At 33.6% G+C, this 13027-nt stretch carries 10 protein-coding genes; 7 read left to right on the top strand and 3 right to left on the bottom strand.

Features of this window, described 5'->3' with window-relative positions:
- The first annotated feature begins 3 nt into the window (after positions 1–3).
- From glmS to WA327_RS06390, 5 genes are all read left to right on the top strand, one after another.
- Positions 4–1851: a glutamine--fructose-6-phosphate transaminase (isomerizing) gene (glmS, locus tag WA327_RS06410; protein ID WP_336067771.1), complete on the top strand. Its 1848-nt coding sequence runs from the start codon at positions 4–6 to the stop codon at positions 1849–1851.
- 191 nt (positions 1852–2042) lie between these two features.
- Positions 2043–4805: a TonB-dependent receptor gene (locus tag WA327_RS06405; RefSeq protein WP_336067768.1), complete on the top strand. Its 2763-nt coding sequence runs from the start codon at positions 2043–2045 to the stop codon at positions 4803–4805.
- Between the two features lie 4 nt (positions 4806–4809).
- Positions 4810–6465: a G-D-S-L family lipolytic protein gene (locus tag WA327_RS06400; protein ID WP_336067766.1), complete on the top strand. Its 1656-nt coding sequence runs from the start codon at positions 4810–4812 to the stop codon at positions 6463–6465.
- A gap of 168 nt (positions 6466–6633) precedes the next feature.
- Entirely contained in the window at positions 6634–8142 is a 1509-nt protein-coding gene (gene atpD, locus WA327_RS06395) for a F0F1 ATP synthase subunit beta (RefSeq protein ID WP_336067764.1), read from the top strand.
- 72 nt (positions 8143–8214) lie between these two features.
- A complete protein-coding gene (locus tag WA327_RS06390) occupies positions 8215–8493 on the top strand; it encodes a F0F1 ATP synthase subunit epsilon (RefSeq protein ID WP_336067762.1) in 279 nt (92 codons plus the stop codon).
- A gap of 72 nt (positions 8494–8565) precedes the next feature.
- Here the strand turns inward: WA327_RS06390 and WA327_RS06385 are convergent, their stop codons facing one another.
- Both WA327_RS06385 and WA327_RS06380 read right to left on the bottom strand, forming a co-directional pair.
- On the bottom strand, positions 8566–9006 hold the full coding sequence (locus WA327_RS06385) for a translesion error-prone DNA polymerase V autoproteolytic subunit (protein WP_336067760.1): 441 nt from the start codon (positions 9004–9006) through the stop codon (positions 8566–8568).
- A 138-nt stretch (positions 9007–9144) separates the two neighbouring features.
- A complete protein-coding gene (locus WA327_RS06380) occupies positions 9145–10404 on the bottom strand; it encodes a Y-family DNA polymerase (protein ID WP_336067758.1) in 1260 nt (419 codons plus the stop codon).
- A 132-nt stretch (positions 10405–10536) separates the two neighbouring features.
- On the opposite strand from WA327_RS06380, the gene WA327_RS06375 reads away from it, so the two are divergent.
- Both WA327_RS06375 and WA327_RS06370 read left to right on the top strand, forming a co-directional pair.
- Entirely contained in the window at positions 10537–10950 is a 414-nt protein-coding gene (locus WA327_RS06375; RefSeq protein WP_336067756.1) for a putative signal transducing protein, read from the top strand.
- Positions 10951–11481, top strand: coding sequence for a hypothetical protein (locus WA327_RS06370; RefSeq protein ID WP_336067755.1), 531 nt, complete (start codon positions 10951–10953; stop codon positions 11479–11481).
- On the opposite strand, the gene WA327_RS06365 is transcribed toward WA327_RS06370, so the two are convergent.
- Positions 11482–12975, bottom strand: a complete 1494-nt coding sequence (locus WA327_RS06365; protein WP_336067752.1) for a PLP-dependent aminotransferase family protein — start codon at positions 12973–12975, stop codon at positions 11482–11484.
- Positions 12976–13027: the final 52 nt, after the last annotated feature.

The raw sequence follows: 13027 nt of genomic DNA, 5'->3' as shown, positions 1-13027 counted from the left end.
CTTATGTGCGGAATCGTAGGCTACATTGGTAAAAAAGAAGCTTATCCAATAGTAATGGAGGGCTTAAAAAGATTAGAATATAGAGGGTATGATAGTGCTGGTATAGCACTATATGATGGTTCTGACCTTAAACTCTCTAAAACAAAAGGAAAAGTAGCCGATTTAGAAGAAAAAGTAACTAAGGAAATTTCCACTAACGGTTCTGTAGGTATTGGTCATACACGCTGGGCTACACATGGAGTACCTAACGATGTTAACTCTCATCCACATTATTCAAACTCTGGTAATTTAGTAATTATACATAACGGTATTATAGAAAATTACGAGTCCATAAAAAAAGAGTTAACCAAACGTGGTTACACTTTTAAGTCTGACACAGATACCGAAGTTTTAATAAATCTAATTGAAGATGTTAAAAAAAGTGAAAATCTAAAATTAGGAAAAGCAGTACAAATTGCATTAAATCAAGTTATTGGCGCCTACGCTATAGCTGTTTTTGATAAAAATAAACCAGACGAAATTGTTGTAGCTAAATTAGGAAGTCCTTTAGCTATAGGTGTTGGTGAAGAAGAATTTTTTATAGCCAGCGATGCTTCACCTTTTTTAGAATACACAAAAAAAGCCATCTATTTAGAAGATGAAGAAATGGCAATCATTAGACTAAAAAAAGGTGTCAAAATCAGAAAAATTAAAAATGATTCTTTAGTAGACCCTTACATTCAAGAGTTAAAAATCAACCTTGAACAAATTGAAAAAGGTGGTTATGAGCATTTCATGTTAAAAGAAATCCACGAACAACCTAATGCAATTAAAGACACGTACAGAGGAAGATTACGCGTAAAGGATGGCATTATAAAAATGGCTGGTGTTGATGATAATCTAGAAAGGTTTTTAAATGCCAACAGAATTATTGTAGTTGCTTGTGGCACATCATGGCACGCTGGTTTAGTTGCCGAATATATTTTTGAAGACTTAGCTAGAATACCTGTAGAAGTAGAATACGCTTCCGAATTTAGATACCGTAATCCTGTTATAACAGAAAAAGATGTCGTTATTGCAATATCTCAATCTGGTGAAACCGCAGATACACTTGCAGCAATAAAATTAGCTAAAGAAAAAGGTGCTTTTGTATTTGGTGTATGTAATGTTGTAGGATCTTCTATAGCTAGAGAAACACACGCAGGTGCTTATACTCATGCAGGACCAGAAATTGGTGTAGCTTCAACAAAAGCATTTACAACTCAAATTACGGTACTAACGCTTATAGCTTTAAAATTAGCCAAATCTAATGGAAATTTATCTAATTCTGAATTTCAAAAACATTTAGTAGAATTAGAGTTGATACCTAATAAAGTAGCTGAAGCTTTAAAATCTGACGACCATATAAAAATAGTAGCAGAAACCTATAAAGACGCAAAAAACTGCTTATACCTTGGTAGAGGATTTAACTTCCCAGTTGCTTTAGAAGGCGCATTAAAGCTAAAAGAGATTTCTTATATACACGCTGAAGGTTATCCTGCTGCAGAAATGAAACACGGACCAATTGCATTAATTGATGATCAAATGCCTGTATTTGTAATTGCAACAAAAAAAGGTCATTATGAAAAAGTAGTAAGCAATATCCAAGAGATAAAATCAAGGTCGGGTAAGATAATAGGAATTGTAACTAAAGGTGACCAAGACGTAAAAGAATTGGCAGATCATGTCATTGAAGTTCCAGAAACTATCGAATCTTTAACTCCTTTATTAACAACAATACCATTACAACTTTTATCATATCATATTGCTGTGATGTTGGGTAAAAATGTTGATCAACCTCGTAACTTAGCAAAATCAGTTACTGTAGAATAAAAACTGAATAGATTACACTAGCTTCAAAATCTTAAAATATTCAATAATCACTGGTGATTTTTACGAATAATAGATTTTGAAGCTGTTTTTTTTCACAAAAACTTATTATGCACGCATAATTTTTTGTTTGTTTTTTTTAATCTATACTTAAAAAACGTATATTGCTACCATAATTAAACTAAATCTAAAAAATGAAGACAACCCTTAAAATCGCAATGTTGTTATTTTGTGCCTTCTCTTTTGCACAAACAACAATAACAGGTACAGTTGTAGATGATGTAAGTAAACAACCAATACCTAGTGCTAATGTTATAATCCTTGGTACTTCAGAAGGAACTGTAACAGACTTTGACGGAAATTTTACTTTAAAAACAGACCTAACACCTCCTTTTAGTATACAGGTAAGTAGTGTTGGGTTTACAAGTCAAACAACCGAAATTACCTCAAACAATCAAAAAGTAGACATCGTGTTAACAGAAGGAACATCTTTAGATGAAGTTGTTATTTCTGCGTCTCGTACACCAGAACGTATTTTTGAATCTCCTGTAACGGTAGAGAGATTCGGTTTAAAAGAAATTAAAAACACTGCTTCTGTAGATTTTTATGATGGGTTAGAAAACCTTAAAGGTGTTGATGTTAACACTAATAGTTTGACTTTTAAATCTGTAAACACTCGTGGTTTTGCAACTTTTGCTAATACAAGATTTATGCAATTAGTAGATGGTATGGACAATTCTGCACCTGCACTTAACTTCCCTATTGGAAATTTAGTAGGTATGACAGAAACAGATGTTTTAAGTGTAGAACTTTTACCAGGTGCTTCTTCAGCATTGTATGGTGCAAATGCATTTAATGGTATTTTATTTATGAGAAGTAAAAACCCATTTGACCATACAGGTATAAGCGCTTCATTTAAAAGAGGAATTACCTCTCAAGAAGCTGCTGGAGACAACCCATATACTGATTTAAGTATAAGAATGGCTCACAAGTTCTCAAATAAATTCGCTGTAAAAGTTAATTTTGGTTACTTAAAAGGAACTGATTGGGCTGCAACTAACGAAAAAGATAAATTAAATAGAGGCTTAACAAGATCAGACTATGACTATGATGGCATTAACGTTTATGGAGATGAAGTTTCTACAAACATTAGAGATGCTTCAGGATTAGGTATTATTCCAAATGTTACTGTTAGTAGAACAGGTTACAACGAAAGAGACTTAACTAACTACAATGCAGAAAGTATAAAAGCAGATTGGGGATTATATTTTAGACCATTTACAGATAGTGATTTTGAAATTGCTTATGTAGGAAAAGTTGGTTCTGGTAACACTATTTACCAAGGTGCAAATAGATACAATATCAATAATTTCTTTTTACAACAACATAAATTAGAAATTAGAGATAAAAACTTCTTTGTAAGAGGTTATGTAACAGAAGACAAAGCAGGAGATTCTTACGATATGGTTTTTACAGGAATCAATATTAATAGATCATGGAAGAGTGACGAAGATTGGTTTGGAGATTACATTGCAACATTTGCAGGTATAGAGTTAAGTGGTAATCCTTTAGGCCTATCAGAACAGCAAAAGCATGACGCTGCAAGAGCTGCTGCAGATACAGGAAGATATTTACCAGGAACACCAGAATTTCAAAATGCATTTAACAAAGTTACAAGAGATCCTGATTTAAGCACTGGTTCTAAATTTCAAGATAATTCAAAAATCTATCATGCAGATGCTAATTACAATTTTAGTGACATGATTGATTTTGCTGAAATTCAAATAGGTGGCTCTTATAGAAAGTATAAATTAAACTCTTTTGGAACTATTTATACAGATAATGATGGTCCTATAGATTATTCTGAAGTTGGTTTTTATACTCAAATCCAAAAAAACTTCGACTTAAGTGAAAATGTAGAATTAAAAGCTACAGGTTCTGTACGTTATGACAAATCAGAATTATTTGACGGATTCTTTTCTCCTAGATTATCTTTAGGATTTACAGTTAATAAAGATCATAACTTCCGTGCTTCTGTTCAAACAGGATTTAGAAACCCTACTACTCAAGACTTGTACATTGGTCTAGATATAGGAAGAGCAGTATTAGTTGGTGGTGCATTAGATAACCCAGAAAGATATGTAGACACTTACAATGTAAGTCCTGCAGGTCAAGCTTTTACAAACTCTGCAACTATAGACTTCTCTGGACAAAGTGCTTATACAAATTCATACTTAGCTAACTCTGTACAAGATTTTGCAGAATCAACAAATCCTGCAGATTTAAGAGTAGCAAATTCTAACTTTGCTCAACCAGAACAAGTAACTTCTTTTGAAGTTGGGTACAGAGGTAAATTAGATAAGTTTATAGTAGACGTTAGTGCATACTATAACTCTTACAAAGATTTCTTAGCTAATGAAACTGTAATCGCTCCTTTCTACGGAACAGTTGGAGATAACTCTTTATCTTTATTAGCTATTCAAAATGGAGATTATCAAGCTTATCAAACATACACTAACTCTGATGCTAACGTAAATTCTTACGGAACTGCATTAGGTGTAACAACTAAAGTCTTAAATGATTTTGACTTAGGATTTAACTATACATACGCAAAATTAGATTTTGATCAAGAAAATAATCCAGATTTTAGAACAAACTTCAATACTCCAGAACATAAAGTAAAAGCAACATTTGGTAACACAGAGTTATTTAAAAACTTTGGATTTAACCTTGCTTGGAGATGGAGTGATGCTTACTTCTGGGAAGCGTCGTTTGGTGATGGAGAAGTACCTGCATACCACACAATTGATGCACAAATCAACTACAGAGTTCCAAGTTTAAAATCTACATTTAAAGCTGGAGCAACAAACCTGTTAGGAGATGAATACTTTACAGCAATTGGTACTGGTAATATAGGTTCAATGTACTATGTATCTTGGACAATTAACAACTTATAATAACATGAAAAAGAATATTATGAAAGTAAAATATATATGGTTACTTGCTGTATTATTAGGATTTACAGCTTGTGAAAATGACGACGATTCATCAAATGGTGGTGGAATGGAGTTACCAGCTTTAACTGCTGGAGAAGCAGATTTTTCTAACTATGTATCAGTAGGAAATTCTTTAACCGCTGGATTTTCTGACAACGCATTGTTTATTGCATCTCAAGAAAACTCGCTTCCTAATATTTTAGCAACTCAATTTGCTTTTGCTGGAGGTGGAAGTTTTACTCAACCATTAATGAATGATAATATTGGAGGTCTTATATTAGGTGGAACTCCTGTTTTTCATCCTTTAACTGGAGAGCAACTATTTAAGCCTAGATTAGTAACTACTGGTGGAGCTCCTGAAGACCTAGAAGATGTTATTGGTCCTGTGACTTCAACTACTGATTTCTTACTAAACAACCCAACAGGTCCTTTTAATAATATGGGAGTTCCTGGTGCAGCTAGTTTTCACTTAATAGCTCCAGGATACGGTAACATTGCTAATTTCCCAGCTGCTGCTAACCCATATTTCATAAGAATGACAGGTGCTACTCCTGATGCAAGTGTATTAGAACTTGCAATGGCGCAATCACCAACCTTCTTTACATTATGGGCTGGTAACAATGATGTTTTAGGATATGCTACTTCTGGTGGTGATGGTTCAAGTACAATAACTGACCAAGCCACTTTTGATTTTGCTATAAACACCCTAGTAACTACATTAACTTCTGGTGGAGCAAAAGGTGTAATGGCTAACATTCCTGATGTGACTTCAATACCACATTTTACTACAGTACCTCACAACCCATTAGACCCAACAAATGAAGATTTTGGTCCTCAAATACCATTATTAAACTCAATTTTTGGTGCTATAAACCAAATTTATGTTGCTTTAGGTCAACCTGAAAGAGCTATCGTTTTTTCTGAAACTGAAGCAAGTGCTGTAGTTATTAAAGACGAAAGCTTAGATGATATTTCAGCTCAAATTACAGGAGCACTAATGGCAAGTCCAACATTCCCTGCTTTTATAGCACAATTTGGTTTAGATGGTAGTAACCCTATTGTTGTACAGTTAGTAGCTAACCTTTTAGGGCAAACATATGGGCAAACAAGACAAGCTACTGAAAACGATTTATTCGTATTACCAAGTAGTTCAGTGATTGGTGAAGTGAATATGGATTATGCTGGCTTTTTAGCAGGTCAAGGTTTACCAGCCGAATTAGCAGGTCAATTTGCAATCGAAGGGATTACTTTACCTTTAGAAGATAAGTGGGTATTAATACCAACAGAGCAAGCAGAAATTGCAAGTGCAACTGCTTCATTTAATGCAACTATTGAAAGTGCAGCTAATAATGCAGGTTTAGCGTTTGTTGATGCAAACGCTTTGTTAAATCAATTAGCTAACGGTGGAATTGCTTCTGGAGACTATGTATTAACTTCAAGTTTAGTAACAGGTGGTGCCTTTTCTTTAGATGGTGTTCACCCTAACTCAAGAGGTTATGCTTTAATAGCTAATGAGTTTTTGAAAGCTATAGATGCTACATATGGCTCTAACTTTGAAGCTTCAGGAAACCTAGTAAATATAGGTAACTACAATACAACATATTCTGCTGGATTAAACTAAATTAGCAGCAAAATTTAAATTTATAAAACACCTTCTGTATGAAGGTGTTTTTTTATATTCAAAATAAGAAAAAAGACCTTTTATTTTAAATAAAAACACCTATCTTTGCACGCGAAAACAGAAATAGTTTTCATTCAATTAAATACCATAATATTAAACAGATAAGTAATGTCAAAAGTTACAGGTAAAGTTGCACAAATAGTTGGTCCAGTTATCGATGTAGAATTCGGAGCAGGCACAGAACTTCCAAAAATTTACGATTCATTAGAAATTAATAAAGCTGACGGTTCTAAGCTAATATTAGAAGTACAATCTCACATTGGTGAAGATACAGTACGTACTATTGCTATGGACTCATCAGATGGTTTAAGTAGAGGAACAGAAGTTGTTGCAACTGGCGCTCCTATCCAAATGCCAATTGGTGGTGATGTTTACGGACGTTTATTTAACGTTATTGGAGATGCTATTGATGGTTTAGGAGACTTACCTAAAGCAGGAGAAGCTGGTTTACCAATTCACCGTCAAGCACCTAAATTTGAAGACTTATCAACGTCTACAGAAGTATTATTTACAGGTATTAAAGTAATTGACTTAATTGAGCCTTACGCAAAAGGAGGTAAAATTGGATTATTTGGTGGTGCAGGAGTAGGTAAAACAGTATTAATCCAAGAGTTAATTAATAACATTGCAAAAGGTCACGGTGGACTTTCAGTATTTGCTGGAGTTGGAGAAAGAACTCGTGAAGGAAATGACCTTTTAAGAGAGATGTTAGAGTCTGGAATTATCAAGTATGGTGAAGACTTTATGCACTCTATGGAAGAAGGCGGATGGGATCTTCAAAAAGTTGATAAAGCAGCTATGAAAGATTCTAAAGCAACTTTCGTATTTGGACAAATGAATGAACCACCAGGAGCACGTGCACGTGTTGCCTTATCTGGGTTAACAATAGCAGAATATTTCCGTGATGGAGCTGGAGATGGACAAGGAAAAGACGTACTTTTCTTCGTAGATAACATCTTCCGTTTTACACAAGCAGGATCTGAGGTATCTGCACTTTTAGGACGTATGCCTTCTGCGGTAGGTTACCAACCAACATTAGCAACAGAAATGGGTGCAATGCAAGAGCGTATTACTTCTACTAAAAAAGGATCTATTACTTCTGTACAAGCGGTTTACGTACCTGCGGATGACTTAACGGATCCAGCACCAGCAACAACGTTTGCTCACTTAGATGCTACAACAGTATTATCTCGTAAAATTGCCGAGTTAGGTATTTACCCAGCGGTAGATCCATTAGATTCTACTTCAAGAATTTTAACGGCTGATATCTTAGGAAACGAACACTACGCTTGCGCACAAAGAGTAAAAGAGTTATTACAACGTTATAAAGAATTACAAGATATTATTGCTATCCTTGGTATGGAAGAATTATCTGAAGAAGATAAGATGGCAGTAGGTAGAGCGAGACGTGTACAACGTTTCTTATCTCAGCCATTCCACGTAGCAGAGCAGTTTACAGGTATTCCTGGAGTTTTAGTAGATATTAAAGAAACTATTAAAGGATTTAACATGATTATGGATGGTGAATTAGATCACTTACCAGAAGCAGCGTTTAACCTTAAAGGAACTATCGAAGAAGCTATTGAAGCTGGAGAAAAAATGTTAGCTGAAGCGTAAAACTAGTAAGCAGTATGTAGTAAATAGTCAAGTTGCTAATTACTAATTACTGATTGCTAAATACTAAAAAATATGTATTTAGAAATTGTATCACCAGAAGCCACTTTATTTAGCGGAGAAGTAACTAGCGTTGCTGTTCCTGGAGTTAATGGAGATTTTGAGATGTTAAACAATCACGCTCCTATTGTCTCTATATTAAAAGAAGGTAACGTTAAAATTACTGGTAATATCGAATTAGATGAAGAGGTTAAAGATCGTTTTACTAAAGGCGAAAAAAACACCACTTTACTAAAAATAAATTCTGGTACTATTGAAATGAAAGATAATAAAGTTATTGTTTTAGCAGATTAACAAACACAATACTTTTACAATAAAAAAACGCGAAGCTTTTTGCTTCGCGTTTTTATTTTATACTAATCTACATTATACTTTCTTAATCACATTAGTTACAATACCCCAAATTAAAAAGTTATTATCTTCTGTTATTTTAATTATAGGATAATTTGGGTTTTCGGGTTGTAACCAAACTTCATCTTTTTCTACTCTTAGGCGTTTTACAGTAAACTCGCCATCTAAAAAACAAACAGCAATTTTATTGTTTTCTGGTTCTAAACTACGGTCTATAACTAGCAAATCATTATCATCTAATCCTGCACCTATCATAGATTGACCACTTACACGTGCATAAAAAGTAGCTTCTTTATTTTTTACTAAAGCCTCATCTAATGACAAACGTTCTTCTTTAAAATCTTCTGCTGGCGATGGAAATCCTGCTGAGATACCTGCATCAAAAAAATGAGCTCCAGAGTGTGCTGTTGCTTCTGGTATGTAAAAGGTTAAACTTCCTGATTTGTGCTTGATCATAGGTTAAGTCTTTTAGTTAGCAAATAGGTGCGTTAGGGATTGCAGCTTTGTTGGAGCGCCTTGCAAAGCGCGACTGCGAAAAGCCCGACCCGATAGGGTAACGCCCAAATTATATGTTATACTTTTTAATTTTAATGATTATTTGACTTTTATAATGTCATTTATATTGGTCGTATACCTAGGCGATAAACGTTCTTGACGCATCTTCCAGGTTCGATCCAAGTCTTGACTTGCTAATTTAATTTTATTTGTGTGATATTTTAAATTTATTTGATCTATTGTTTGCATTAGCGGTTGATGCTTCGGGTTTTCTTTTTCGAAAATATCAAGCTGATAATTGTTTGTGGGTACAAAACCTGTTATCATTACGCCTGCTTTTTTATATTCTATTCCTTTTTTAAAAATTTTGGTTACTGCATTAACCGCAGTATTACTAATTATTAAAGATGAATTGGTTGCATACGGTAAATGTACTGCTCTACTTTCTGAATGTTGAGCTTGTTCTTTTTTGTGTTTATTACTTTTTAAAAATACAATAATGGTATAACAGCTAGAGTTTTGTTTACGCAATTTTTCGGCACAGGTTACAGCAAAGGTGGCTACGCGTTCTTTTATATAACTTAAATCGGAATACGTATAATCAAAGCTTCGAGTTGTAGCTATTACTTTTTTATCTTGATTGTTTTCTTCTAAAGTTAATGTTGGTATACCGTTTAAATCTCGGTGTAATCGTGCTTCTACTACAGAAAAATTGGCTTTTACCCAATCTTCTGGTAGATTAGCAAAATCTAAAGCTGTTTTACAACCTTTGGCTTTTAATCGTTTTGATAGTTGTCTTCCTACGCCCCAAACGTCTTCAATTTTTAGCCATTTTAATGCTTTTATACGTTTATCTTCTGTGTCTATAACGTAAGTGCCTTTAGTCTGTTTAGGAAATTTTCTTGCTATTTTGTTGGCTACTTTACTTAATCCTTTTGTGGTTGCTATGCCTACACAGGTTGGTATGCCTGTCCATTTTAAAACGCGTTGTCTTATTTGCTGCCCATAATCGTCTAAATCGTAATTTTCAAATCCTTTGAATTGTAAAAAAGACTCGTCTATACTATACACCTCAACATCTGGTGTAAACTGTTTTAGTATAGACATGACACGACTGCTCATGTCTCCGTATAGCGGATAATTAGATGAAAGTACGTGTATGTTATTTGTCTTGCAGAAGCATTCCCATTTAAAAATTGGCGCGCCCATAGGCAAACCTAAAACTTTAGCCTCATCACTACGCGAAATCACACAACCATCATTATTACTAAGTATAGCAACAGGTTTTCCTTGCAGATTTGGATTAAAAACCCGCTCACAAGAGGCATAAAAATTATTACAATCTACTAATGCAAACATATGTGTAAAATTAAATAAAATGTTTGAATTTGAGTTTGCTTTTTAATTTGAAGAATGTTAAAGTTTAACCGAATTATATTAACTTGTAACACTTTAATCCTTTTATCTACTAATTAATATAGATAATAAAAAATGTCACCAACCTTTAAAACCATAGCTAAATTTCAGTATTCTGCAGAAGCGCAGATTATAAAAGGTCGTTTAGAATCTGAAGGTATTGAAGTATTTTTAAGTGACCATTTGACCATAGATACAGATCCTTTAGTAAGCAATGCTATTGGAGGCGTTAAACTAAAAGTATTAGCAAAAGATGCCTTAAGAGCGCAACATATTTTAGAAACTATCAATAAATACTCGGTAGATGATGATGGTAACGCTATACACTGTCCTAATTGTAACAGCAGCAAAGTAGCTATGTTTTCTACTATCAAAGATTTTAAATCGTTTTTTTCTTTTATGGTTGGCTTTTTATTTGGAACACTTCCCTTTTATGCTAAGGATAAGTATAGATGTGATGATTGTAAAACTGAATTTGATATAAAATAAATGAATAAATACATCATTAGTTATATAGAAAAAGTACCATTATGGCGAACTATTTTAGGCGTTGCAAATATAGTTTTTACAATATTTAACTTAGTTACATCAGGAAATATAGCCACAATCGTTCCTTTAGCTTTTAGCTACTTATTATTAAAAACTGAAGGCACAGAGATAGATTTAGAATCAAAAACCTACAGAAAAGTGTTTTCAATTCTTGGTTTTAAGATTGGTAAATGGCAGCCAATACCAGACATTGACTACGTTTCTGTTTTTGCAGCGACATTTAAAACCACAGTTTGGGTATCTTCTGCTTCTGCAAATATTTCTGAAAGTAAATACGCAATTAATCTATTTTACAACACTAAAAATAAAATTGAAGCTACAACGGTATATCAAGAAAAAGAAGCTTTTGATATTGGTTTACATCTAGCTGATGCTCTTGATGCTGACTTATTAGACGCTACCGAAACTGGTGATTTTAAATGGATGAACAAAGATGCATATCGTGAAAAAGGTGAATTTGTTTATGAATAACTAAACTTTAACCGCATCAAAAGACTGCTTCAAAACCTCAACTACGGTTTCAATTTCTTCTTCATTTAAATGTCCAAAACCTAATCTTATAGCGCAAATAGCTTTGTTTTGATATAAAATGGTTTTTGGTAAAAACAAATTGTATGTTTTTGCTTTTTCAGCTAATTGAAATAGAGAAATCTTAGTATTAAATTCTAACCATATTGCTAATCCGCCATCAGGGATTTTCCAAGTAGCTTCGTCTTTAAAATGAGCTGTTAAACATTTGGACAAATAATCTCTACGTTGCTTATAAATGGTAATATTTTTTTTGACTAACCGATGTATTTCACCTTCTTTAATAAGTTCGGTTAACATTTGTTTTTGAATCAAATCGCCTTGCCTGTCTAATATCTGCAAGTAATTATTTGCTTCATTAATAATATTTTGAGGCGCAATAACAAACCCTATTTGAAAACTAGGAAAAAATGACTGCCCTAATCGCCCTAAATAAATAACAACGCCATGTGCATCTGCACTTGCCATAGGTACCATTGCAGAGCCATCAAACTGAAAATCGTAATCAAAATCATCTTCAATTATAGCAAAATTATAGGCTTTAGCTAGTTGTAATAATTTTAATCGCCTTTCGGCAGACAATGTTACCGTTGTTGGGTATTGTCTATGCGCACAAACATACACGCAGCGAATACTGTTTTTGGTAAAATGTTTTTCTATAAAATTGACGTCAATCCCGTTTTGGTCAACAGGTATAGTTTTAATGTTTGCGCCTGCTTGCTGAAAAATCATATTAGATTTATAATGACTTAAATCTCCTACCAATACCACATCATTTTTCTTAATTAGTAGTCTTGAGGCCATATACAAACTCATTTCTGTACTACGCGTGCTTAAAATATTTTCAGGTTTAATATAAAAACCTCGCGTCGCATTTAGATAATTGCAAAGCTCTTTAGTAAACACAGTGTAGGATTGCTCTTGTGTTTGATTCCATTTTGAAATTAAAGCAGGTCGTTTCATTGAGGCACTATACCAACGCGAAAATTGATGTGTTGGATGCAATCTTAAATCGGGTTGCCCATCGTTAATCACATATTTTTGTATCGAAAACTCTTCTGTAGATGCCAAATTGAAAGACGATTGAAACGGAAATCCTGCAATTTTTGGATAGTCTTTAATTTTATCCAAACCTTGGGTTACTCCTTTTATCGCCACTGTTTTTTTCTCTGGCATTAATACAAATGTGCCTTTATTAGCTACAATATTAACCCAACCTTGAGAAGCTAATTCGTCATAAACAGCAACAGCAGTATTACGATTAATTGAAAATAGTTCGCTAAATTTTCTAGTACCTAGTAACGCAGTTCCTTCAGGTAAATATCCACGTTGTATAGCATTTATTAACTGTTGTGCTATCTGAATATAAATTGAAGTTGTCGTAGACTTTTCAAAATGTATTAATGATTTTAATATGTCTTCAACCGGACTATTCATTGTTTTAAAACTGGACTATTTTACTAATCCGGAAAGTTACGAAATTTGCACT

Origin of the sequence: Mesoflavibacter sp. CH_XMU1404-2, from assembly GCF_037029465.1 — a bacterium.
Taxonomy (GTDB): domain Bacteria; phylum Bacteroidota; class Bacteroidia; order Flavobacteriales; family Flavobacteriaceae; genus Mesoflavibacter.
Note: the sequence above shows the minus strand (reverse complement) of the source record. Positions and strands in the feature narration are given on the sequence as shown.